This is a genomic window from Lysinibacillus sp. TE18511 (genome assembly GCF_054062295.1).
The window spans coordinates 19589-42750 of the sequence record NZ_JBSSFD010000037.1 but is presented as its reverse complement, the minus strand read 5'-3'; the positions used below and the strand labels follow the sequence as shown (position 1 = coordinate 42750).

Below are 23162 nucleotides of genomic sequence, written 5' to 3'. Positions count from 1 at the left end.
TAAATAACATGCTTTATTTTTGATTTTTACATTGTGTAAAAATTGGAGAGCTCAGGGTAGAGGTTTTGAATAGCAACGGAATTAGAAAATAAAAGTCAGCTACTTATAAAAGCTTAAGTAATAGTCAATTAATTTTATGACTTCATTTATTTTTTTATATTCTTTTTCTATTTTATAGGAGATAAACAATATAGCTACATTAAAGCTTAAAACTGCTAAAGCAAAAATTTGGACAAGTGACATCCCAATGACCAGTTTCGTATTGATGGCAGAGGCAATTATGACCATTAATGATAGTATCACACCACTCAATGTAATATAAATTGGCTTAGATCGAATAATTTCATCTGCTTGCAATTTTAAAACATCTAATAAATATCGAATTTCTTTCAATGTATATCGTTGATCAAAAATAACAAAATATGACATATACACATCGTTTGCTATATTTTCATTCAGTATGTTTTTATGAATTTTTGTTACTAATTGATCACAAAAATCTTTTTTTAATGCTTTTTCAGGTATAAATAATTCCTCTTTATTTTCTAAAATATTTGCGCTGGGATGTTTCAAACCCCCTCACCCTCTCATACTGGTTTACCTGATATTTAACTTCTTTCAGCAAACGTTTTGTAGCGAAAGAGGAGCTGGTGCTGTCGCTTCTCTTTCGCGCAAAAACATCTATTGTTCTAATGCCTCTCCGGCGTATGTCACCGTACTTTAATGAGAACATTTGTTGAAAGTCACCCAAATCTTTCAGATACTAAAATTATATGAAGGAATGAACGTTGTATGTTATTTTCGACAAAATCCATCTTTTATTTTTATAGCACCTCAAGTAATTAAAATTTCGTTGACTCTGTACATTTAGACTAGATAGATTTTCGTATGAAGTAGTACGTGATGTAGGGGGTTGAAATAAAATACCTTAACTTAATAAATATCAAAATAAGTAATTATTGTGGAAAGTTCGCATTTTTATCTTCTTTTCTTAGAATAAAAAGCGATATAAAGTGGATAAAATAAAAAATGTGAAAAAGCCTAGAAGAAACATGATTATGTTTTTAGTTCTATTACTCACACTATCACCCTTTCAACTGGTTCATCACCAAAAGTTGTGGATGACATTTGTTAAAACGTATGCCATGTATTTAGGTTGATTGGAGTGGAGACTGGGCGACTCCTTGGGGATCAGCGGTAGAGGAACGAAGGCTAAGAGCATCACGTCCTGTGATAACGCCTTCGTGACCAACATCCTGTTGCCCCGAGACCCTGCAGCGAAGTGAAGCGGCTCATCGGACGCCCCCAGGAAAGCGCCCAGTCGGAACGGAAATCAACCACACGTTATGGTGATGAGTCTTTCAACTCTTATAATACCTGAAAATGCAATAAAGGTGAATGATATTTAATAGTGGTAGTCCCATGATTTTTAAGCTGGGATACTAGCCATTGAGTATTACATTATCTCGCTTGATCATCATAATAGGCTTCATCAGCAGCCTTTTGATCAGTGCCCTTTATATAAGCTACAATCATATCAGGCCGTTTCAGTAACATCCAGTCCCCATAATGATCAAATCGTCTACAGGAAGTAATCATTCCGTTTTTAATCGTTCCGTATTTTTTTCCGTTTTTCTTGCCCCATTCTTTTAACCGCTTTGCAAAATCAGCATCTTCTGCCATTAGCATATTTTCATTAAAACCGTTAATTGCCTGATAGTCTTTTTTATAGCACCAAAAAACCCCTACAGAAATAAAACCATACTTGAATAGTAAGGGAACAATTAGTAGCATGGTAGAAACTACTATACCTAAGGACATTCTTTCAAAATTTCCGCTCACACCACCACCAATGTATTGATTGGATACTAAGTGCTTTTCAACCTCAGATAACAGGTCTTCTGTCATTCGACTATCTGCATCAATTGTAATTAGGATTTCGCCTTTTGCTAATAGAGCTCCAGCATTTCTAATTTTAGATAAATTTTTATCTTCATTTTTCAATGTCACGCAGTTGTAGGATTGTGCAATTTCTTCCGTTCTATCCGTACAACGATTTAATACAACGATCACTTCAACTTGATTTTTAAATGGTTGTGCAGCCTTTGCAATTGACTCTAGACACTCTCCAATATAATTTTCTTCATTGTGAGCAGGTATTATAACGGAAAACTTTACATCTTTATCAGGAATATCTTTTATAAATGGTGTGCATTCCGACATATAAAATACCCCTTTCTTGTCATTTTTGGTCCTCTTTATGTTAATTTATGTATATCATTTATATATATTTCGCTTCAAGTCTTTATTATTGGTTTTTTATGTATATTCTGTGGCGTAATGGATTGTTTTTAATACATAACAAAAGTGCTGCAATCATTTTTTGCAGCACTCTTTTATCAAGTACAAAACTTGGCTTAGTTTCCAAATGCAAAAATAAGCTCGGTCTCACAAGCTATTTCTCCGTCAACAGTTGCAATTCCTCGTCCTTTACCAATAACACCCTTTAAGCGTGTAATTTCTACTTCGAGGCGTAGCTGATCACCAGGCTTCACTTGTTTTTTAAAACGACAGTTATCGATACCTGCTAGTAATCCCAGTCTTCCCTGATTACCTTCTTTTGTAAGCATAATAATGGCACTGACTTGGGCTAACGCTTCCACAATAAGCACACCAGGCATTACTGGATAATTAGGAAAATGTCCATTAAAGAATTCTTCATTTATCGTTACATTTTTAATTGCTACCGCTCTTTTACCCTCTTCTAACTCCAGTACTCTATCCACTAAAAGAAAAGGATAACGATGTCTAATGACTTCTTGTATTTGTTGAATATCTAACATGTTAATACCTCCAACGTATTTGTCATCTCATTCTATCACTAATTATTAGTAGTTGGTACTATTTCAATTTCTTTCAACGGGTGGCACGGATTCGGCTTATTCTTTTCCACAATCGTAACACCTTCTATCTGTATCATGTTCACCATAAATTCTAAGCTCTTTTTCTACACCACATTTTATACATGGCTCAAAATAAATTTGTGGTAACACGCCTACTTCTGCGAGTGGAACCCATTTTGATTCATACAAAGTTTTCGTCATGCCATAATCTATTAAAATCAATTGACTTTGGTCATCTTCGACATAATTACTGCTATCTAAAAAGTCAAATCCATCATGGGCTCGCTCAATTTCTTCAATTGCTTCCTTTAAATTAACGGATATACGCAAATCCGTTTTATAATCTATGTCGAATGTTTCACCATTAACTAAAGGTAATGTTTGAACATAAGGTTGTATGGAGATTTTTTCATCTAAGTACAAAATAGGTGCTATGTAATTGGATAATCCTACCTTTTATAATGCTTGATGAATTTTTTGCTCATTTTGACTTTGTATATAACCAATCTGTGTAAATGCTTCTTAATGACCCAATGTTTAAAACGAAAAACCTTTCTAGTAGAGCCTATCCCAACAAAATTTTCTGGAATCATTAGTTGATCTACGTTTCTAACGATTTCAATCACATTCTTCATTGTTACACCTCCTATGAACATGTTTCTAATAAGCAATAAAAGATTGTACAACAACAAATAATATAAAAATAGCAACACCGAAATAGAGTATGCTTACATACGTTCTTTTTGCTTTTTTCCATTCTCGAAGCCCTATAATGATCAAGGTCAGCGCTAACAACACCTGTGACAAAGGCAATAAAGTAAAATCTTTAGATATAATGCAATAAATACTAATCATTATAATAAAAACAGTTACTATCATTTGAATGCCAAAAGAAAAATTCCATCTCATTGTTTTCAATTTATCACCTCCACCCATTCTCTATAATTCAATAATACACAACATTATTTGAATATTACTATTTTTACCTTTTTCTTCATTTGATACTTTCATTACTTTTCAGTATTTCATTATCGACAGGTTATAGAAGATAGAATATAATATTTTTTGCATTCATCTTAAATGAATGTTTAGTTTATTAGAATAGGATGGTCAAGCATGTTATCTTTTATCGCAATAGTTCTTCTCTTATTTTTAATTCCTGGCCCTGCTGTTATCATCACGGTCACGCAAACGCTGAAAGGTGGTAAAAAGAACGGTATTTTCACTGCACTAGGCATTGGGCTAGGTGACTTAGTTCATACATTAGCTGCTGTATTAGGTTTATCAGCTATTTTAATGAATTCTGCCACTGCGTTTGAAGTAGTGAAATATATAGGTGTCGCTTACCTTGTCTATTTAGGTATTCAAATGCTACTAACAAAACCACAAAAACTTGAAAAACCAACTGTTGAACAAAGCCCTGCAAGTACTTCGTTCCGCCAAGGTTTTTTAGCGGAAATATTAAATCCAAAGACGGCGTTATTTTTCTTAGCATTTTTACCTCAATTTGTTCAGCCTAATGGACAATCTGTCACTGTACAATTATTGATTTTAGGCATTACCTTTGTTGTCTTGAGCGCTTTGTATACTATTTTGTTAGCTATTATTACAAGCTTTATTGGCGAAAAAATCTTTACGAGAACAAATAGTAGCTCTCGTTGGCTTGAAAAGGCTGTCGGTTTCGTTTATATAGGATTAGGCGTCAAATTAGCTCTTCAAACTCAAAGTCGGTAAATATAGATTTATAAGGGAGAACACGATTTGAAACATGTTCCCCCTTTTTTTAATCCTATAAAGAGCTTAAATTTGGTCTTTTGCTACTTTGACTAGCCGCCACTCATGGTAACGTTGATCTATAACCTCTTTAATCTTAAAATAGTTCTCCCACGTATCCTCTACAAAATACAATGATTCTTTTCCCGGGAACGTTGCTTCATAATCATGTAAAAACATCCCCTTTTCGAAATCAAAATAATCATTCGCAAATTCCATTCCTTCATCGCTTAACATATCTTCAGACAGAACACCATCCCACATTTCATATATTTGTGTTCCTGTCAGTGCTCTTTGCTTAAACTTTTCAATTTCATTCATACTATCTTCCTCAAATTCTTCACTGAATAAGTCATGATCGACAATCCATCCTAAGAACATCCCAGTATGTACGAAAGCATATTTAATTGCCAAGCCATTTGGAAAATCTCCTGCATAATGATATTTTGCCTTATCGTAAACAATGACATCTGCCATAGTAACCCCTCCCTTTTTTCGATAATTATGTTTCAAGAACAAGGCCCATTTCAACTCTAACTTCCCTTTTTTCAATATCATTATTTGAGTAACTTAATAGGTCACATCCAATAAGGTTAAATCCATTCTTTCTATAAAATTGTATGGCGGGATAATTAGAAGTTTGCGTTTCTAAAACGATCGCCCTCACCCCTTTTTCTGCTGCTCGCTTTTTGACCAAAGCCATGAGCTTGCTACCAATTCCTTTATGTTGATGAGATTGATAAATATGAATATCATTAATTCTTAACACATTATTCCATTCCTCATGACTGAAGCTAACTATTCCCGCCTCTTTCCCATCAAACTCAGCAATATAGCATTCAATATCCTCAATATACTCTTCAAAAATTTCTCCCTCTAAATATTTATGAAATGGTCTGTTAAAAGGTTTTAATGTAAAATCCATTACCCAGCCATTTTCGCGCTCTTTATAGGAAACATCATAATAGTTATCGGAGCAGTATTGATAGATAATTTTTTTACCGTTAGGAAAATCTTCTTTATAAATCCTTTTTATTTGTAACAACTTTAATCATCCTTTTCATTTACATTCTTTAGACAATCGTATTGTACATGGGTATAACTGTAAACAAACTTTGCCAGACTTTCTAACACAAAATACCTATCGTTAGATTTTTTGTCTAACAATTGGGGTACATATTGTAAAGTCAATTTGTATGATCTTATGAATGAGCTGTGAGTGGAAATAAAGGTCGGTTTGTCCCGAATTTTATCATCGGTCGAATAAACAACACATCGTCCTTGGCATCTATTACTTCTGATTCTGTATCTTGACAATCAGGGATAAAGTGAAAATTAATTCTTTTTATTTCTGATGATGTAATATAGCTTAAAACCTCTTTTACATCAATTCTACTGCGGCTAACAAACTACAGTCATTTTAGTTATTGATGTATTGGCAATAACTTTTTCTCCATCAATATATGAGTAACAGATGTATTGATCGTTCCAGCATCCCTTTTCATACCATTGGCTAAAATCTAATCCAAAAACTAACTTTGTTAAGTCATTGAAACTTTCTCTAAATTTTTGATTGTCCTTGTAATCATATATTAATTGATAATTCGTCATAATTACTCCTCATTTTTATATTTGTTTTTTTATGTAAAAAACTTATAGACCATTGGAAAAAGAAAGGTCTATAAGCTTGCTGTTGCTTATTCAATTTACTGTTTTGGTGTATTGGCGGTAAGTGGATTACTATTTGCTACTAATTGTACTGGTGTCGTTCCTTGCTGAATAGACTGTGTCATTTGTTGTGCATTGTTTGTTAGCCCAAAGCGTTTCAGTACACCAAAAATAGCAGCAACGCCTATAATTCCCAATGTTAATAACCTCACTGATGAAATCCACCTTTCTCATGCTGAATATTTTAAAACAGCTTTAGTATTGGACATTGGATGCGGTTTATACTGCATTATTTATAACTGTTTAATGAATAAATCTTCTTTAATTTACAGGTTCCACTTTGAATTCTCAGAATTTAGTTGCACTCCCGCGTATTGTTTAATGACCATTAATCATTTTTTGCTGCAAATCCAAATTTTATCATTGCCAATTCCGTTATATTCTAAGTGTAATGTGTGCAAGCTAAAACGTAACTAACAATAACGGAGGTTATAGCATTGAAGAAATTTTTGTATATAGGAGCAATGGCTGCATTACTCCTAACCGCATGTTCTTCTAAAGATGAAGCTCCAGCTAGCGAACAAGCAGAAGCAAAGGAAAAAACCGTCAATGCTGAAACAACAGAAAATCTTGAGAAAAATTATTCATCTGAAATGGCCGCTCCAACTAAATAATGATGGATTGGATGATTAACTCTCCTCTTTTCCACAACTATACATATTATAGGTTGTAGAAAGGAGGAATATTTATGGGATACTATGGAAATATGGGTAATTACAATTGTTGCTCTGGTGGCTCTGGCGGAGGTTACGGATCCGGATCTACATTCGTGCTAATCGTTGTTCTATTCATCCTTCTAATCATTGTCGGCGCTACTTTCATGTACTAAATTAACATTCTTTTTTTAATGTTAAAAAGGCTTTAGCTTTTATTCGAAATATTCATGAATGGATAAAGCTAAAGCCTTCAACATGATCTTCTATGTAAAATATGCTGTAATAGGAAAGGAAACTAATTTATCCTTCCTCATTTCGGGGTCACTGTTATCAGAGTGACCTTTTTTTATTTAAACCTATATCTATTCATGAATATAAATTTCGAAAAAATAAATAGATTAGATGATTACCTTTCCTCCTTTCTACACCTATACATATTATAGATTAAAGAAAGGAGGGAAAAGATAATGGACTATTCAGGTAGCAACCGCTCTAGTTCAAGATTTGCCCTAATTGTAGTGCTATTCATTCTATTGATTATTGTCGGCGCAAGCTTCATGCATTATTAATAATCGCCAACGCCAATATCTCTGTTGCTCATATTTTCACTAAGGATATACTAATTTACCCCTTCACCTTCAAAGTATAACTCAGGGTCACTTTCCTCCGGTGACCCTAATTTACTTTAAATAAGCGATTTGAAAGATGGAGAAGTTTCACTGCAAAACCTACTACACTTTCATCTTCCTTCGCTATTAGAAGATCATGTTCTACGTTTTCAATTAGCTCTTTATAATCAGATTCAGGCCTGCCCCTCATTTGCAGTACAAACCTCGATTATCATCAAATCCATCTCCTTCATTACAACTACTGGCTAAACGAACTATCAAGTATATAAAATACAAAAAGACCCGAACTCACATTAGATAATATGAGTGCATGGCCCCTTGAGCTTCTTTGGCAAGAGTACTACTTCATTCTGAACAAAGCGTACACCACTTGAATTTGGTTAAACTTTCTAGCTAATAGCTTTAGCCTGCCCTCACCAATTACCTACATACAATCCCTTCTAATATATACAAATTTAATTAACGATATTAGAAGAAAAAATGACTAGTCACTCACTTTAAAAATAAGTTCTAGTCATTTTTATTAAATCACATGAAGTTATTCTAGTTGCCTATTTCAAACAAAAAACGTTCGCAGAAACTGTTGATGTAACACTGTATTTCCTTCTTGAGGCACCCCTGCATCATTAATCCCCCATGTATTAAAGATAACGGGATCAGGAGGAAGGACAGGATCACCTGGGGAATTGACAAGCACCTCATAAATCGGATCATTTGGAAGCCAAATATTTTGCGGAGTTGCATGAACGACTAGAAGTTTTTTAGCTGGAATAGTAAACGTAAGAGGCGTTGGTGTGCCATTAAAAAGTGAAGGCTGAGATTCTCCACATAAGAACGCTTCTTTTGACATCTCCGCTTGGGCACAGTTTTGCCAATCTACTACCGATACTGTCACTGTCCGGGCTATGTCTGATTTATTTAAGAGAGAGACAACTATTTTCTTTGTCTCGGGATTTCTCCATATTGCTCCTGAAGTAAAATTGCTAGGAACTGGAGATTGAACTGAACTACCTCCTCGACAATCTGGGCAGGAAGACACCTTATTTAACCGAAATATTTTTTTGTGGCAATCACAATTGCAACAAGAATCCATCATCGCTTTACCCTCTTTTCAATCGATTGATAATAATAGGATATGGTAAATGATTCATACAGTTTAGGTTATTATTAAGTGAAGAAGGAACAATCAATAGAATTGCTTTTTATCCAAAATAATAAGCTAGCTAGTAGAATTCCAAAGAGATCGTACATCAAATCAATCTTTTAATGAAGCTCTTCAGAAAATTATAAGTTTGAGTGGACTGCGAGATGAAACGACAACACAATTATGTACCAAGCATCATTTCTTTGTTCTGGCTGTAGATTGCAAAATAATTCTTTCTCTAAGGCAATACACTATGCAAAAGTGGTTATCTCCTCATAAACATAATATAAGCTACTTGTTAGCTTACACCGCCTTGAATTGTTACTGAGGGGTCACTTCGATACGGGTGACCCTTTTTATTTCTCATCGAACGTTAGGTTATAATTATTTTCCAAATTTCTAATTCAAAGGGATTTTTAGTTGGATAAATATCTCCTCCACTTTTTATAACGGTACATATTATAGACGTAGAAAGGAGGAATGCTTCATGGGATACTGCGGTAATATGGGTAATATGGGTAATTACAACAACAATTGTTACTATGGGGGTTATAGCTGTGGAGGTGGCAATAACAGTTCAACATTTGTTCTAATTGTTGTTCTATTTATACTTTTAATTATTGTCGGCGCTTCTTTCATGTATTAATCTTCAAATGCCACTGTTGAATGATCAGACTAGAAAAAATAAGAGGGTAAAGCTTTCTAGCCTTACTCCTCTTCCTTCAGGTTCACTTTGACTGAGTGACCTTTTTATTGTCCTAATTTCTTTGAAACATTACCTCGTCATCATTGTGGACGTTTTAAATGATTATTATAAACGAACTGGAACGACAGGCTCTATATTGAAGATGTTGTCGTTTCTAATTTTTTAGTAGATCCATTGTTATTAGTATCAGTATGGACGTCGATAGCGTGGTGGATAGTATGGATAAAATGGCGGGTAATACGGTGGGTAATACGGCGGATAATATGGTGGATAGAATGGATAGAATGGGTAAAACGGATAACGGTCTCGTCTTCTGCGACGCCTTCCATAACTGTCATAATCCCAATCCCCATCGTTTCGGTCATAATATTGCATAATTTTCCCCCTTTCGATTTCGGTTTAGGATATGCGAAGTAAGGTTTGACCGTCTAAGCATTCGCCTATATTTGCCACCAGTGAACTTCGGCTGGTCAAATTGGTACCTCCTCATTTTGTAGCAGACGGTCTAAAAGTCGTGCCCCCTGTTTAGTCTCCCTCCCGGAAATTTTCTACTTCTATCTTCTGTTTTACTCGTTTCGACGATCACGTTATCTTTAGACACAATCACTACATCAACCGAGCAGAGCTTCCCGGGGGCGTCCGATGAGCCGCTAATCCCCAAGGGGTCGCCCAGTCTCCACTCCAATCAACTTATATACAAGGCATACGTCTTAACAAATGACATCCACAACTTTTGGTAATTAACCATTTTATTACCACTCAATACTTCACTATGTTATGATTATAAGTAGATAGAATTTTCAGTTATAGAAAAGGACAGCTTACGAATCACGGACATTATATGGTTATTTTTAAAGATGAGCCGAATACAACCTATTATTTTGGCGTAACTAATTAAGGAAAAAGTTCAGCAATTTTATGAAAAAGATAGACTTTCAAATGGAGTTATTGAAATATTTGAAGGTGAGACAAAATATCGTGAAAAAGAATATGAAAATTCTCGTAGGGAGATGATGATGTGATAATAAAAGCTTCTTATCAAGGAGTAGTTGAACTTAACATCGTAAATTGGGATGCTATTAACAATTTAGGCGAAAAGATTACCGAAGTTAGAGACTCGCAAAAAATTTATACGAATGACATAATTGAAATACAACAAGTTGTAGATTTTGGTCGAGTTACAGAAAGGTCTCATAGAATACTTATTATTTTTAACTGCAATAGGGATTTAGATAATCTTGGAGAAAAAATAGTTTTATGAGAGATTTTCAACAACCAACAGAATAGCCCATCACACATCAATCTATAGGCTTGTATTGTATGTGTAAGCCCTTGTGTTATGCCTTCTCAATCGATCTTGTAACTCCCAAAAGAAATGATTTTTTAATTCCTTTCAAGTAAATAAAAAAAACCATTAGGCACTGAATAATTCAGTTACCTAATAGGCAATTAATGATACGTCTTTAAAGGTTAGTCCCTTTGGAATTTATTCCAAACTTCAAACCCTTGATTAGTTTATTCTTGAATAGCCGCTTCTAAAGCAACAACGATCATATCGTTGAATGTTGTTTGGCGTTCTTCTGCTGATGTAACTTCACCAGTTAGAATGTGGTCACTTACTGTTAGGATAGAAAGTGCTTTACGGCCATGTTTCGCTGCTAATGTGTAAAGTGCCGCAGACTCCATTTCCACTGCAAGTACGCCGTATTGAGCTAATTTTTCGTTTTGGTGCTCATCAGAGTAGAACATATCTGCTGTGAAGATATTACCTACTTGTAGGTTTAAACCTGCATCTTTACCTGCATTGTACGCTTTTAATAGTAAATCAAAGTCAGAGATCGGTGCGAAATCGATATTGTTGCCCCAAATGATTTGGTTCATACGTGTATCAGAAGTTGCTGCTTGCGCTAAAATTACGTCACGAACTTTTACATCTTTTTGAATTGCACCACAAGTACCTACGCGGATTAATTTTTGAACGTCATATTCTTGCATTAATTCTGTAGCGTAAATCGAAATTGAAGGCACGCCCATACCAGTACCTTGTACAGAAATACGTTTACCTTTATACGTACCTGTATAACCAAACATATTACGAACTTCGTTATAGCAAGTAACGTCTTCTAAAAACGTTTCAGCAATGTATTTAGCACGTAATGGATCTCCTGGAAGTAAAATTGTGTCAGCGATTTCGCCTTTTTTTGCATTAATATGAATACTCATACTGCAATCCCTCTTTTCTGTCAGTTGTCACTTTAAATAATACTGTGTTTCTCATAATTTCGCAATGCTAGACGTCTAGCAACTTAAAATAAATTCTATTGTTTTAACGTAATTTCATCCTTGGTCTACGTATAAAGACCATAATTCATCAAACATACCTGTTGTTAAGTTGTCAGTGGCGAACGACTCAATATAAGTAGATAGCTCATCAAAGTCTGTGCTTTGCTTCGGAAAATTATGCTCATCGAACATTTCCTCCGCAAATCGTACCTTCGGATCTGACCAATCCCCACCTCTGAATGTCAGTACATACAAATAAAAGCTCTTTTTCATACTAATTTTCCCTTCTTTACACATCTACTTTCCGCTAGTTTATCAGAAAATATCTTCTTAGTCATAACAATGAAACATTTATTTCGGAAGGTTTTCTTCATTTCCGCTACGGGTTGCTCACTTTTCCTAGGGTCTCCTTTCGCCACAATCACCCTAACATTTGATAGTCTGCGGAATCTTGTCTCCGAATTTAAAGTTTACAGTGTCCCTGAAACATGTTCATAATAAATGATGCAGATTCATAATCTAGCTCAGGAGTTTTTATATATCGTTCATCATTATTATGTGGATGTTAGGTTATGAACGATCAATATACGAGCATTTTATTTTAATCCTTGGTTGGAGATTGTACTATGAAAGTAGTGTCTAAAAACAATCATTAAAGATTTGGAGAGAACTATGATAACGAACTTAAATCATTACTTAAAAGAATTAATGGTGTATATTCCTGAAGGAGAAATCCACTTACGAGATTTTCGAAACGAGCAAAAATGGATTAGTTCAAACTATAAATTTGGAATACCGGGTATAAGAAAAAATTTAAAGGAAGTTATTTGGAATGTTGAGATAAAGCCATTTTATCTTGCCAAATATACTGTAACAGAAGAACTTTATTCGATTATTATGGGGAAGAGTTTTTTAACAACAAAAGATCAAAAACCAATTGTTAATGTTTCATGGATAGATGCAGTGAACTTTTGTAATTCATTGTCTGATGCTCTAGGCTATGATAAGTTTTATGATTGTGATAAGAAAAGTAAATCAGTTGTATGCAATCCTCATTCTAATGGTTTTCGATTACCGACAGATGCTGAATGGCAATATGCATGTAAAGCAAATTCAACAGGATATCGCTATGGTAATATTGATGACATTGCTTGGTATAAAGATAATTCTAACGAACATGTTCACAAAGTTGGTGAAAAAACACCTAATGAATGGGGCTTGTACGACATGATAGGAAATGTTTGGGAGTGGTGCTGGGACTTATACGATGAAGAGATATTTGGTAATTACCGAATAATTCGAGGAGGCAGTTGGGCTGAAGAAGAACGTGGATGTGGAGCTACTTGTCGACGTAAGAGTATGCCTGACTTCTTTATTGATGATATCGGATTTAGAATTGCTAGTTCAATCATTTAATCTTTCTAATCAATTGTGACGTTCTATCCATCAGTTTGACGAGTTTATCCGTCGCTTGGTTGTTCTTCCGTCGTTTCGAGGGCTCTTTCCGTCGCTTGATTGTTCTTCCGTCGTTTCGATAACTCTTTCCGTCGCTTCAGTTGTTCTTTCCGTCGTTTCGAGGGCTCTTTCCGTCCCTTGATTGTTCTTCCGTCGTTTCGATAACTCTTTCCGTCGCTTCAGTTGTTCTTTCCGTCGTTTCGAGGGCTCTTTCCGTTGCTTCAGCTGTTCTTTCCGTCGTTTCGAGGGCTCTTTCCGTTGCTTGATTATTCTTCCGTCGTTTCGATGACTCTTTCCGTCGTTTTTGAAACAATTTTAAAACAATAAAAAAACTCCTAGCACGATATAATCCTGCTAGGAGTTTGTATTATTTAAATAATGAAAGATATTCTACATAGCCATCTTTTTCTAAATCTTCTTTTGGCACAAAGCGAAGTGCTGCGGAGTTAATACAATAGCGTAAGCCACCACGTTCACTAGGTCCATCAGGGAAAACATGTCCTAAATGAGAATCAGCTTCACTGCTGCGAACCTCTACGCGACGCATTCCATGTGATGTATCGAAATGCTCTGTGACTTCTTCCTGTTCAATTGGCTTTGCAAACGCTGGCCAACCACAACCCGAATCGAACTTATCAAAGGAGCTAAACAATGGCTTGCCTGACACGATATCTACATAAATGCCTTCTTCAAAGTGTTTATCATATTCGTTGCGGAATGGTGGCTCTGTGCCATTTTCTTGCGTCACATAATACTGCATGTCTGTTAATTCTTTTAAGCGTTGTTCTTTATTCATTTTTTTGCCCCCAGTGTTGCTCTTGAAACGCTTTGCGACCAGAACCGACAGCATAGCGCTCGTAATGCATTGGATTTTTCTTATAATAATATTGATGATAGTCTTCAGCTGGGTAAAATGTGCTAGCTGGTACAATTTTCACTGCAATGGGCTTATCGAACTTACCAGATGCCTGTAAATCTGCCTTAGAACGTTCTGCTAATTCGCGTTGCTCTTCATTGTGATAAAAAATTGCAGTTGTGTAGGACTCCCCTCGATCATAAAATTGTCCACCTGCATCTGTTGGATCTATTATTGTCCAAAATGTCGCAAGTAATTGCTCATATGAATAGTACTCATCATCCAACGTAATTTGAACCGCTTCAATATGCCCCGTCGTTTCAGAGCAAACTTGCTCATACGTTGGATTGATAACATGTCCACCCGTATAGCCTGAAATCACTGATTCAATGCCAGGTGTTTCATCGAAGGGCTTGACCATACACCAAAAACATCCACCTGCAAATGTTGCGAATTGCTTTGCCATTCATTTCACTCCTTATTCACCAGGAACAATCACTTCCAGTAAAATCTTATCGTTTGGTAAATCTAATTCTTTTGCTTTGATACGTGATCCTGAAGCAATATTTATGAGCGATAAGTCAATATAGATTTCTGCCTTGTTTGGATTGATTGTAATAAATGAAGGGAATTCCAACGAGTCTCGCATAATTTTCATAGCTGTCTCCGGTGGAATATTTAAAAGCCCAACATTCATTCCTGTCTGTTTTAAAATAATATTACCTTTCTTATCGACAATGGGATCGAAGTTCATTGTAATTGGAATGTCTGTATAGAAAACCGTTAATGTACTTCTTAATTCAATATCATCATCAATCGTAAAATCCAACGGTAATGGTGATCCTTTAGAAGCATCTTTTAAATACTTTTTCGATATAGATTCCAATTCCTTCGTTGTTGTTTGAACAACGAGAACATTCCCTTTCACTTCATTTTCACTATCTGAACTCTCTGCTAAATTTACTCCATCTACTGGTCTAGTTGCTAAATAAACGACGAGGAGGATTGCAAAAAGCACTGTGCCCGCTAAGGCAAAAAATGCGAATTTCCATTTATTCATTTTGTCACTCCTCGAAGCCTATTTCCTTGTTAATCTTTTCTTCCATACCACATTTCTCCATTGCTTCTAAAATACGTTCATTCATTTTCTCATATCCTTTTGCATTTGGGTGGAAGAAATCCGTATGATAAACGAGCTCCTTATTCGAAACAAACAGGTCCTCCACGGATACATAGCAAGCATTACCATCTTCACTCGCTACATCTTCAATGACTTTATTCCACTCCGTAATAATCGAATCAAATTCATTGGCTTCATTTGTCACGATCGAGAATGGGTTATAAAAACCGATTAGTAATAAGGGCGCTGTCGGATTTTTTTCTCGAATGCCGGCAATGATTTTACTATAACGTTTCTTATATGCCTGCAATTCTTTATCAAAAGCATCTCGTTTTAAATTCAACAGATCTTTCCTGACGATCTTCATGACATCATTTCCACCCATTGTAACGGAAATGAGTTGTGCTTCTTGCAGCTCTTCATCATAATGCCCTTTTTTCACTAATTTTAATAGCTGATCACTACGTCTTCCTCTTTTTCCTCGATTATCGACTTCAACTTCAGAAATCGAGGGCCAAGTTTCCAATGAATCTGCTAATCTACCTACAAAACCGTCTTCACTATACTCATCACCGACACCGGCTGTTAAAGAATCGCCGAGTGCCAAATATTGTAGTTGCTTTGCGTCTTCATCATCAATTTGCCGTAAATCCTCGGGAGTTGGCTCAAAAAAATGTTCAAAAATCTGCGTCAATACATTCCTTGAGGTTTTTTCCTCATTTTCCGTTTGTTGCTCATCTTGGCTCATATCTCGCTCCGTCCCTGCTTGCTCCCCTTCTGGTTCAGCTTGCGGATTCGGTTCATCTATTGATATTTCACAACCACTTAGTACTAAGACGGTCAAACATGACAAAATTAGCATTCGCCAAATGTTCATTTGACCACCTTCCATCATTTGCTGTTTCTTCTATTATAGAATAGTTTATGCTGTAATGAAAAGTGACTAACCTAGGTATTCTGTAAAAGTGCGCATTTTTTCACAATGTATAACTTTCTTAAGGCATGCATTTTTCCATTCCATATAAAAAAAGCCACTACAAAACTTATGTAGTAGCTATCGTATATTATTCTGCAAAAAACATGAAGCCAATTGCACCTGGGCCAGTATGTGTAGAGATGATTGGTGAAGTAAAGGCAATTTCCACATCATTTACACCTGTTCCCTCGATCAATTCTTTTAATGGTCCACCCATCGTTGTCATTCCATCGGCGTGAGAAATTCCAACTGACTTAACTGTTTTTCCGGCAGTATCTGCTTGGAATTGTTTAAATAAGTAGTTCACAACCTGTTTATGGCTACGCACTTTGGTTACGGGATTGTATGCGCCACCTTCTAAGTTTGCTATTACTTTGATGTTCAGCAAAGAACCGATAAAGCCTTTACCTTTCCCAATACGTCCGCCTTTAATTAAATTATCAAGTGTGTCGACAACAACATACAAATACGTATTTTCGCGAACCTTGTCCAGACGAGCCATAATTTCCTCGACAGTTGCACCTGCATCACGCATTTTAATAGCTTCTCGTAATTGGAAAGCTAGACCAAAGGCGATAAAACGTGAATCAATAACAGTCACATTTGCATCCGTCATTTGCGCTGCTTGACGAGCCGATTCAACTGTACCACTCATGCCACCAGTCATATGAATTGAAATAATTTGATCTCCGTCTTTTCCTAGTTCATCGTATAATTCTTTGAATTTCCCCGGCGCAGGCTGCGAGCTTTTAGGCAAATTTTCGGAATTCTGCATAAAGCTTAAAAAAGATTGTGGCTCTATATCAACACCATCTGTATATGTTTTTCCATCAATTTGAATCGTTAAAGGCACAATATGTATACCATGCTGCGCTACTTCCTCTTTTGTTAAATCACAAGTTGAGTCAGTTACTATATGAATTCGTCCCACTTCGACACATCCTTTTACATCATTAAAATTAATTATATAGACTAATGAATCATTATGTAAACATGACATTTGTCATTCGAAATCACTCTATTTAGTCCGTTTTGAATCACTACCTTGGTTACTATAACGTTTTGTTGAGTACTTGTCTAACAAAGACCTTCAAACAAATAACCATACCTATGACAATTTTGATAATAAATACATGACAATTGTAAATAGCAGGATGAAAATTATTGGCGTATAGTAAATATATGCACGAAAGGAGTGTTCGTTATGCTAGATTCATTTGACTATAAAACATGGAAGGAAGAATTGTGGAATGCCATTACTCATGGCATTGGATTTATCGCAAGTATTCCAGCGCTAGTTGTACTTATTTTAGCAGCTGTACAAACCGGAAGTGCGCTCCAAATTACAACGTTTAGTATTTTTGGTGCCTCTGTCATCATTTTATTTTTAATGTCGACGCTGCTACATAGCATGCCTGAAAAATATAAACACATTTTCGCCATTCTTGACCATTCTTCTATTTATATTTTAATTGCCGGAACGTATACACCGTTTCTTCTAATTGCGATTGGTGGCACGTTAGGTATTACATTATTATGTATTATTTGGTCACTTGCGTTCCTAGGCGTTATTTTTAAATGCTTCTTCATTAATCGATTTGAGAAGCTTTCTTTAATTTTTTACATCGGTATGGGTTGGTTAATTATTTTTGCCATTAAACCTGTCTATCTTTTCTTAGGTTTTAATGGCTTTGCTTTACTGTTAGCAGGTGGGCTTTTCTATACGATTGGCGCCATCTTTTACGCATGGAGATCCCTGCCATACAATCATGCAATTTGGCACCTCTTTGTGTTAGCTGGTTGTGGCTCTATGTATGCTTGTGTTTATTTTTACTTGTAGGTATTAACAAAAAATCGCTCTCTTAGACAAAAGGAGCGATTTTTTATATTGGTGTATTTACTATTCACTACTTAATTCCTTCGTTAATGCCTTGATTGCATGCATGATCTCTTGAATATTTTCTTCATGATTCATTTCATTTCTAGCATGAAGTCAAACAGGTCTCATCGATTCTACGGAACGTCCGAATGCAGACATCCATTCATAGAGCGGCACCATCCAAGTATGGAAATGGTGTGTCGTATCTTCATTATAGAAATAATAAACATGTTCTATACCCAATACTTCCCTTTGAGCCTTTCTAATTTTTGATAAAAGGTTTATGTAGTCCATTTTTCCCTCTTCGTTAAGCTCATCCAAACATCTAATATGGCGCTTTGAAGCTAGAATGATTAATCCCTTGATCGGATAAGCAACATCTTGATGGGCATGAAAATAGTCCGTTTCAATTACTACACCTCCATCTGGTTCAACTTCTTTCAGCGGGTGTCCAAACACCCGTTGAAGGAAGTTGAAGCCTCCGGCGGATGTCACGGAATCGGAAAGGAGTTCTTAGGGGATGTTAGCCTAAAACCATCGCATCCATGCGATAACGGCTAACTGACCTGCATCGTACAGGCCTAAGCACAAAGCCGATTCCGGACGCAATTATGCCGAGGCATAATTGATTGAGCCCGCTCGTTATGGCACAGCTCAAACATTCCACTTCTATCTTTTTTCCATTTACCAAAGTTATTTTTCTCACAGTTGGCCCCCTCTTTTGAATGTAATTGTTGGAATGTTAAGCAGTAAAAAAGCTCATCGATTGCCATCAGGAACTATCCGGCACTTCGACGTTTCTATCTGTCGATCGGGTAAAACGGATTTACTGGTAAAAATTTTTTCTTTGTTAGACTTCTCGAATGCGCCCAGACGGAACGTAAATCAACCCCACGTTATGCTGATGAGCCTTACAATAATTCATTCTACAAATATTTCCAATCACCTTTATCTATAACGCCAAATAAGCACGGTCATTAGATCACCGTGCTTACCAGTTCCTATTTAATTAGTTCTTACGTTCAAAAATCTGATATTGGAATGTATAGCCTTCTTTTGCTGTCACAGGCTCTTCTGAGGATATTTCCACAAAATCCTGTTCGTAGTTCGGGAAATATGTATCCCCATTAAAGGAATGATTGATTTTTGTAATGTATAGTCGATCGGCGATTTCCATGGATAAGCGGAAAATTTGCTCGCCACCAATAATCATAATTTCTGGAACATCTCCAGCAAGAGCGAGGGCATCCTCTACACTTGTCACCACTTCGATCCCATCCGCATGATAGTTTTCATCACGAGTAATAACAATATTACGACGCCCTGGAAGCGGTCTACCGATGGATTCGAATGTTTTTCGTCCCATGATCATAGGCTTGGCCATCGTTTTGTTCTTAAAATATTGTAAATCCCCAGGCAAATGCCATGGCATACCATTTTCATATCCAATCACATAATTCGTATCATGTGCCACTATTAAAGAAATCATCTATTGTCCCTCCAAATACATTGTTCACTATATTATAAACATATTTTTACTTTACAATCGGATTATTTCTGCTTTGTCATTAAATAATTTTCTTTTTACTTATTAAATCATAGTAAAATTATACGAATAGTTTATAATAGGATTAACAAATGTAATGAAAAAGGATTGATGATGATGACAACATTAAAAGATGAAGCGATCCGTTATATAAAAGCAAGTGATTCTTCTATGAAGTACTATGATTTAACACCTCAAGAAGCAAGAGCAATAAAAGTAGTGCCAAAATGGACGTCACCACATTGCCCACAGCTTGCGGCAATCGAAACTAGCAAAATATCGGTTCGTGATGGCGCACAAATTAATGTGCGCATTTATAGACCTGTGTTAAACAAAATACTTCCTGTCATTGTTTATTATCATGGAGGCGGCTGGGTATTTGGAAATTTAGACTCTACGGATGCAGGCTGCCAGCTATTAGCAGAAAAAGCCCAAGCCATCGTTGTCTCGGTCGATTATCGCTTAGCACCAGAATACCCATTTCCTACCCCGCTCTTCGATGCCTATGACGCTTTAGAATGGGTTGACGACAACATCCAACATTTTGGCGGAGATGCGTCAACGATCACAGTGGCTGGTGATAGTGCCGGTGGAAACTTAGCAACCGTTGTAGCTTACTTAGCCGCTACATTAAATGGACCAAAAATTATAGCTCAGGCACTTATTTATCCTGTAGTCGATGTTGATTTTACAACGGATTCCTACAGTGCTTTTGGGGAACATTATGGTTTAGACAATCAAGGAATGCAGTGGTTTGCGGGTCATTACACAGATAGACAAAACTATAAAAATCCACTTGTTTCCCCACTTCATATGGAAGATTTAAGCGTTTTACCGAAAACAATTATTATTGCAGCAGAGGCAGATGTCCTTTATGATGAAGGCCTTTCATACGCGCAAAAGCTAGCAGAGGCAAATGTAGAAGTAGAGCATATTCATATGCCTGGATTAATTCATAGTTACTTCAGCAAAATGGAGTTTTTTGAGGCAGCAACGATTGACACAGTTGAAAAAATCGCTCATTTCGTGAAATAAGTTTGTCTATCCACATAAAAGAATGCGATAATAGAGCAAAATGTATTTTAAAGGATGACAACATGACACAAACAATTGCTTTACAAATTAACAATCCCTTTTCTAATCAATTAAAAAAAGGCTATCCTCTTATTTCAAAGGATGCTGTTGATGCACGCCATCTTCCAAAAGAGGAAGGCGCACTATTAAGACTTACGGATGTTCATAACCGCTTTATTGGCACTGGATACTTCGGCTTACAAAACAAAGGTATTGGATGGGTACTAACAACCGATGCTAATGAAAACATAGACAAGGCATATTTCATTAAAAAATTTAAAAAGGCCATTCAAAATCGGGAAGCATTTTTCAATGATCCTCACACAACAGCCTTTCGTATCTTTAATGGCGAAGGTGATGGTATTGGCGGTTTAACAATTGACTTTTACGATTCTTACTATATGGTGAGCTGGTATAGCGCAGGCATTTATTCATTTAAAGAAACGGTTTATGAAGCACTTGCAGAGACTGTAAACTACAAAGCCATTTATGAGAAAAAACGTTTCGATACTAAAGGTCAATATATGGAACAGGACGATTTCGTCATGGGTACACCTGGCGAATTCCCTATTATCGTAACTGAAAATAGTATGAATTACGCTGTCAATTTAAATGATGGAGCAATGACAGGTATTTTCCTCGATCAACGAGAAGTGAGACTTGCCATTCGCGAACGTTTTGCAGAGGGTAAAAACATGCTAAATACGTTCTCCTATACTGGTGCATTTTCTGTCGCAGCGGCACTTGGAGGCGCAGTAAAAACAACAAGTGTAGATGTAGCAAAGCGTAGTTTAGCCAAAACAATTGAGCAATTTAGCGTCAATAGCATTGATTACGAATCACAGGATATTAAAGTAATGGATGTCTTTAATTATTTTAAATATGCTCAGCGCCATAATTTAAAATTCGATCTTGTTGTTTTAGATCCACCTAGCTTTGCACGTACGAAGGAAAGAACATTCTCAACTGCGAAGGACTATCCTAAATTACTGATGGATACAATCGCCATTACTGAGAAAAACGGTATCATTGTTGCTTCAACAAACAATGCAAGCTTCGGTATGAAAAAGTTCAAAAGCTTTATTGACCAAGCCTTTAAAGAAACAAAAACACGCTATAAAATTGTTGAAGAATACAACTTACCAAAGGATTTCCGTGCCTCACGTGAATATCCAGAATTCAATTACTTAAAGGTTGTTTTTATAGAAAAACTCAACTAGATGAACCCAGACAGAATCGCTTTCTTAGCATTCTGTCTTTTTTGTTTGGAAGAAATTTTTTATGATAACCCCCTCTCGTGTCATTGTTTGAATTTCCCGCTTGTCATATAATGTAATTTACAAATTATAGTTCTATCACCATAACGTGGGGTTGATTTCCGTTCCGACTGGGCACTTTCCTGCGAGCGTCCAATCGGAACGGAAATCAACTTATCTCATGGCATACGTTTAACATATGTCATCCTCAATTTTTGGTGATGAGTTCGAAATTATAAATTAATGGAGATGATTGAATGGCATATGTTCCTGAAAAATTAATGATTACAACAGAAAGGCTTGTTCTTAGATTATTTCAAACATCCGATGCAGAAACAGTTGTAAAGCTTTGCAATAACTATAATATTTATAAAAGCACCATGTACCTACCTTTTCCGTATCGTTTAGATGATGCATTATCATGGATTGAATTCCATTATGATAATTTTATCGAGGATTTTTCGTATGAGTTTGCAGTCACAGATAAAGAAACTGGGGACTTATATGGAGCAATTGGATTATCGAACAAGAAAGATTTTAACCAAGGAGAATTAGCCTATTGGATTGGCGAGCAATATTGGGGAAAAGGCTATGCTTCGGAGGCGGCGCAGGCGATTGTACAATTTGCTTTTGAAGAAAAGAAACTGCACAAAGTGTTTGCCCGCTATTTTTCATCAAACCCCGCTTCAGGAAAAGTAATGGAGAAGATTGGTATGAAACAAGAAGGAATTTTAAAGGATCACGTCATAAAAGATGGTAAATACGAGGATATAGTTTATTATGGGATAATTAATGAATAATGTAGCAGCCCAGATTCTCAAAAATGTGTTTCCGCCCATCTAGTTCCTTCATTCCTCTAAATTAAAGAAAAGATACATGTTGGACTATACATCGAATACCACCTAAATCAATCTCAAATTTTTCTTTAAAAGTAATAGTAGGTAAAGTGATGTAATAATGCATCCCCCTCCTATAAAAAAAGGTTATCTAAGAAATATTTTCTTATCTCATTAACTCCAGTGTAGTCTTATCCAGATAAACATCTAGTGCGAAATCTTGGACACGAACAGAAATACGCTTATGATTTCGTCGCACTCGATCCGCAAGCAATATCATTTCACAAAAATCGCTATAATACTTCTCATCCTGGATGGTCCACTACTAGCGTTGCTGTAACC

Annotated in this window: 35 protein-coding genes and 1 pseudogene; 14 read left to right on the top strand and 22 right to left on the bottom strand. The window is 36.0% G+C overall.

Features of this window, described 5'->3' with window-relative positions:
• Positions 1–99: 99 nt before the first annotated feature.
• A complete protein-coding gene (locus ACVWXS_RS20555; protein WP_456959960.1) occupies positions 100–573 on the bottom strand; it encodes a hydroxymyristoyl-ACP dehydratase in 474 nt (157 codons plus the stop codon).
• Between the two features lie 587 nt (positions 574–1160).
• On the opposite strand from ACVWXS_RS20555, the gene ACVWXS_RS20550 reads away from it, so the two are divergent.
• The gene (locus ACVWXS_RS20550) at positions 1161–1286 is read left to right on the top strand and encodes a hypothetical protein (RefSeq protein WP_456959959.1); all 126 of its coding nucleotides are present in this window, start codon (positions 1161–1163) and stop codon (positions 1284–1286) included.
• 175 nt (positions 1287–1461) lie between these two features.
• On the opposite strand, the gene ACVWXS_RS20545 is transcribed toward ACVWXS_RS20550, so the two are convergent.
• From ACVWXS_RS20545 to ACVWXS_RS20530, 4 genes are all read right to left on the bottom strand, one after another.
• The gene (locus ACVWXS_RS20545) at positions 1462–2223 is read right to left on the bottom strand and encodes a glycosyltransferase (RefSeq protein WP_456959958.1); all 762 of its coding nucleotides are present in this window, start codon (positions 2221–2223) and stop codon (positions 1462–1464) included.
• 194 nt (positions 2224–2417) lie between these two features.
• On the bottom strand, positions 2418–2843 hold the full coding sequence (gene fabZ / locus ACVWXS_RS20540) for a 3-hydroxyacyl-ACP dehydratase FabZ (protein WP_368634696.1): 426 nt from the start codon (positions 2841–2843) through the stop codon (positions 2418–2420).
• Between the two features lie 96 nt (positions 2844–2939).
• Positions 2940–3326, bottom strand: coding sequence for a hypothetical protein (locus ACVWXS_RS20535; RefSeq protein ID WP_456959957.1), 387 nt, complete (start codon positions 3324–3326; stop codon positions 2940–2942).
• A 237-nt stretch (positions 3327–3563) separates the two neighbouring features.
• A complete protein-coding gene (locus tag ACVWXS_RS20530) occupies positions 3564–3812 on the bottom strand; it encodes a DUF3953 domain-containing protein (RefSeq protein ID WP_456959968.1) in 249 nt (82 codons plus the stop codon).
• A 207-nt stretch (positions 3813–4019) separates the two neighbouring features.
• Between ACVWXS_RS20530 and ACVWXS_RS20525 the strand changes: the two genes are divergently transcribed.
• Positions 4020–4637, top strand: a complete 618-nt coding sequence (locus ACVWXS_RS20525) for a LysE family translocator (protein ID WP_068984161.1) — start codon at positions 4020–4022, stop codon at positions 4635–4637.
• Between the two features lie 66 nt (positions 4638–4703).
• Here the strand turns inward: ACVWXS_RS20525 and ACVWXS_RS20520 are convergent, their stop codons facing one another.
• The 4 genes from ACVWXS_RS20520 to ACVWXS_RS20505 form a co-directional block, all read right to left on the bottom strand.
• The gene (locus ACVWXS_RS20520) at positions 4704–5153 is read right to left on the bottom strand and encodes a DUF7832 domain-containing protein (RefSeq protein WP_456959956.1); all 450 of its coding nucleotides are present in this window, start codon (positions 5151–5153) and stop codon (positions 4704–4706) included.
• Positions 5154–5178: 25 nt separating this feature from the next.
• The gene (locus ACVWXS_RS20515; RefSeq protein ID WP_456959955.1) at positions 5179–5721 is read right to left on the bottom strand and encodes a GNAT family N-acetyltransferase; all 543 of its coding nucleotides are present in this window, start codon (positions 5719–5721) and stop codon (positions 5179–5181) included.
• 356 nt (positions 5722–6077) lie between these two features.
• The gene (locus tag ACVWXS_RS20510; protein WP_456959954.1) at positions 6078–6287 is read right to left on the bottom strand and encodes a hypothetical protein; all 210 of its coding nucleotides are present in this window, start codon (positions 6285–6287) and stop codon (positions 6078–6080) included.
• Positions 6288–6382: 95 nt separating this feature from the next.
• A complete protein-coding gene (locus ACVWXS_RS20505) occupies positions 6383–6556 on the bottom strand; it encodes a hypothetical protein (protein ID WP_368634692.1) in 174 nt (57 codons plus the stop codon).
• A gap of 285 nt (positions 6557–6841) precedes the next feature.
• On the opposite strand from ACVWXS_RS20505, the gene ACVWXS_RS20500 reads away from it, so the two are divergent.
• The 3 genes from ACVWXS_RS20500 (at position 6842) to ACVWXS_RS20490 (ending at position 7629) form a co-directional block, all read left to right on the top strand.
• Positions 6842–7018 carry a hypothetical protein gene (locus ACVWXS_RS20500; protein WP_456959953.1) on the top strand — a complete coding sequence of 59 codons (177 nt, stop codon included), beginning with the start codon at positions 6842–6844 and terminating at the stop codon, positions 7016–7018.
• Between the two features lie 74 nt (positions 7019–7092).
• Positions 7093–7233 carry a YjcZ family sporulation protein gene (locus tag ACVWXS_RS20495; RefSeq protein WP_368634691.1) on the top strand — a complete coding sequence of 47 codons (141 nt, stop codon included), beginning with the start codon at positions 7093–7095 and terminating at the stop codon, positions 7231–7233.
• Between the two features lie 294 nt (positions 7234–7527).
• Positions 7528–7629 (top strand): YjcZ family sporulation protein, encoded by a 102-nt coding sequence (locus tag ACVWXS_RS20490; RefSeq protein WP_374966754.1) that lies wholly within the window; start codon positions 7528–7530, stop codon positions 7627–7629.
• A gap of 106 nt (positions 7630–7735) precedes the next feature.
• On the opposite strand, the gene ACVWXS_RS20485 is transcribed toward ACVWXS_RS20490, so the two are convergent.
• Together ACVWXS_RS20485 and ACVWXS_RS20480 are read right to left on the bottom strand one after the other, a co-directional pair.
• The gene (locus ACVWXS_RS20485; protein ID WP_456959952.1) at positions 7736–7879 is read right to left on the bottom strand and encodes a hypothetical protein; all 144 of its coding nucleotides are present in this window, start codon (positions 7877–7879) and stop codon (positions 7736–7738) included.
• Between the two features lie 366 nt (positions 7880–8245).
• On the bottom strand, positions 8246–8584 hold the full coding sequence (locus tag ACVWXS_RS20480) for a hypothetical protein (protein ID WP_456959951.1): 339 nt from the start codon (positions 8582–8584) through the stop codon (positions 8246–8248).
• Between the two features lie 736 nt (positions 8585–9320).
• On the opposite strand from ACVWXS_RS20480, the gene ACVWXS_RS20475 reads away from it, so the two are divergent.
• On the top strand, positions 9321–9479 hold the full coding sequence (locus tag ACVWXS_RS20475; protein ID WP_427522359.1) for a YjcZ family sporulation protein: 159 nt from the start codon (positions 9321–9323) through the stop codon (positions 9477–9479).
• 191 nt (positions 9480–9670) lie between these two features.
• Here the strand turns inward: ACVWXS_RS20475 and ACVWXS_RS20470 are convergent, their stop codons facing one another.
• Both ACVWXS_RS20470 and ACVWXS_RS20465 read right to left on the bottom strand, forming a co-directional pair.
• A complete protein-coding gene (locus ACVWXS_RS20470; RefSeq protein ID WP_456959950.1) occupies positions 9671–9904 on the bottom strand; it encodes a hypothetical protein in 234 nt (77 codons plus the stop codon).
• Positions 9905–10044: 140 nt separating this feature from the next.
• A complete protein-coding gene (locus tag ACVWXS_RS20465; protein WP_456959949.1) occupies positions 10045–10224 on the bottom strand; it encodes a hypothetical protein in 180 nt (59 codons plus the stop codon).
• Between the two features lie 333 nt (positions 10225–10557).
• Here ACVWXS_RS20465 and ACVWXS_RS20460 point away from each other — a divergent pair, with 333 nt between their 5' ends.
• Positions 10558–10800, top strand: coding sequence for a hypothetical protein (locus tag ACVWXS_RS20460; RefSeq protein WP_456959948.1), 243 nt, complete (start codon positions 10558–10560; stop codon positions 10798–10800).
• Positions 10801–11054: 254 nt separating this feature from the next.
• Here ACVWXS_RS20460 and deoD read toward each other — a convergent pair whose 3' ends face one another.
• Positions 11055–11762 (bottom strand): purine-nucleoside phosphorylase, encoded by a 708-nt coding sequence (gene deoD / locus ACVWXS_RS20455; RefSeq protein ID WP_423473046.1) that lies wholly within the window; start codon positions 11760–11762, stop codon positions 11055–11057.
• Positions 11763–11876: 114 nt separating this feature from the next.
• Positions 11877–12095 (bottom strand): YozE family protein, encoded by a 219-nt coding sequence (locus ACVWXS_RS20450; protein WP_456959947.1) that lies wholly within the window; start codon positions 12093–12095, stop codon positions 11877–11879.
• 399 nt (positions 12096–12494) lie between these two features.
• Here ACVWXS_RS20450 and ACVWXS_RS20445 point away from each other — a divergent pair, with 399 nt between their 5' ends.
• Genes ACVWXS_RS20445 through ACVWXS_RS20435 form a run of 3 tightly spaced genes read left to right on the top strand, consistent with a single transcriptional unit; the run spans position 12495 to position 13566 of the window.
• On the top strand, positions 12495–13238 hold the full coding sequence (locus ACVWXS_RS20445) for a formylglycine-generating enzyme family protein (RefSeq protein ID WP_456959946.1): 744 nt from the start codon (positions 12495–12497) through the stop codon (positions 13236–13238).
• Positions 13239–13293: 55 nt separating this feature from the next.
• The gene (locus tag ACVWXS_RS20440; protein ID WP_456959945.1) at positions 13294–13419 is read left to right on the top strand and encodes a hypothetical protein; all 126 of its coding nucleotides are present in this window, start codon (positions 13294–13296) and stop codon (positions 13417–13419) included.
• Positions 13420–13566: a hypothetical protein gene (locus ACVWXS_RS20435; RefSeq protein WP_456959944.1), complete on the top strand. Its 147-nt coding sequence runs from the start codon at positions 13420–13422 to the stop codon at positions 13564–13566.
• 78 nt (positions 13567–13644) lie between these two features.
• On the opposite strand, the gene msrB is transcribed toward ACVWXS_RS20435, so the two are convergent.
• The 5 genes from msrB to ACVWXS_RS20410 form a co-directional block, all read right to left on the bottom strand.
• Complete coding sequence (gene msrB / locus ACVWXS_RS20430) at positions 13645–14073, bottom strand: peptide-methionine (R)-S-oxide reductase MsrB (protein WP_456959943.1); 429 nt, start codon at positions 14071–14073, stop codon at positions 13645–13647.
• A complete protein-coding gene (gene msrA / locus ACVWXS_RS20425; RefSeq protein WP_456959942.1) occupies positions 14066–14599 on the bottom strand; it encodes a peptide-methionine (S)-S-oxide reductase MsrA in 534 nt (177 codons plus the stop codon). The genes msrB and msrA overlap by 8 nt, the downstream gene beginning before the upstream one ends.
• A gap of 12 nt (positions 14600–14611) precedes the next feature.
• Positions 14612–15193 (bottom strand): YpmS family protein, encoded by a 582-nt coding sequence (locus ACVWXS_RS20420; RefSeq protein ID WP_456959941.1) that lies wholly within the window; start codon positions 15191–15193, stop codon positions 14612–14614.
• A 4-nt stretch (positions 15194–15197) separates the two neighbouring features.
• Positions 15198–16130, bottom strand: coding sequence for a GDSL-type esterase/lipase family protein (locus ACVWXS_RS20415; RefSeq protein ID WP_456959940.1), 933 nt, complete (start codon positions 16128–16130; stop codon positions 15198–15200).
• A gap of 187 nt (positions 16131–16317) precedes the next feature.
• Positions 16318–17160 carry a DegV family protein gene (locus ACVWXS_RS20410; protein WP_368634678.1) on the bottom strand — a complete coding sequence of 281 codons (843 nt, stop codon included), beginning with the start codon at positions 17158–17160 and terminating at the stop codon, positions 16318–16320.
• Between the two features lie 273 nt (positions 17161–17433).
• Here ACVWXS_RS20410 and trhA point away from each other — a divergent pair, with 273 nt between their 5' ends.
• Positions 17434–18069: a PAQR family membrane homeostasis protein TrhA gene (gene trhA, locus ACVWXS_RS20405; protein ID WP_427419147.1), complete on the top strand. Its 636-nt coding sequence runs from the start codon at positions 17434–17436 to the stop codon at positions 18067–18069.
• Positions 18070–18129: 60 nt separating this feature from the next.
• Here the strand turns inward: trhA and ACVWXS_RS20400 are convergent.
• Positions 18130–18603: pseudogene (locus ACVWXS_RS20400) on the bottom strand (HIT family protein).
• Positions 18604–19117: 514 nt separating this feature from the next.
• A complete protein-coding gene (gene folA, locus ACVWXS_RS20395) occupies positions 19118–19597 on the bottom strand; it encodes a type 3 dihydrofolate reductase (RefSeq protein ID WP_368634676.1) in 480 nt (159 codons plus the stop codon).
• 174 nt (positions 19598–19771) lie between these two features.
• Here folA and ACVWXS_RS20390 point away from each other — a divergent pair, with 174 nt between their 5' ends.
• From ACVWXS_RS20390 to ACVWXS_RS20380, 3 genes are all read left to right on the top strand, one after another.
• Positions 19772–20689 (top strand): alpha/beta hydrolase, encoded by a 918-nt coding sequence (locus ACVWXS_RS20390; protein WP_456959939.1) that lies wholly within the window; start codon positions 19772–19774, stop codon positions 20687–20689.
• Positions 20690–20751: 62 nt separating this feature from the next.
• Positions 20752–21948, top strand: a complete 1197-nt coding sequence (locus tag ACVWXS_RS20385) for a class I SAM-dependent rRNA methyltransferase (RefSeq protein WP_456959938.1) — start codon at positions 20752–20754, stop codon at positions 21946–21948.
• A 293-nt stretch (positions 21949–22241) separates the two neighbouring features.
• Positions 22242–22784: a GNAT family N-acetyltransferase gene (locus ACVWXS_RS20380; protein WP_456959937.1), complete on the top strand. Its 543-nt coding sequence runs from the start codon at positions 22242–22244 to the stop codon at positions 22782–22784.
• The last annotated feature ends 378 nt before the right edge of the window (positions 22785–23162 follow it).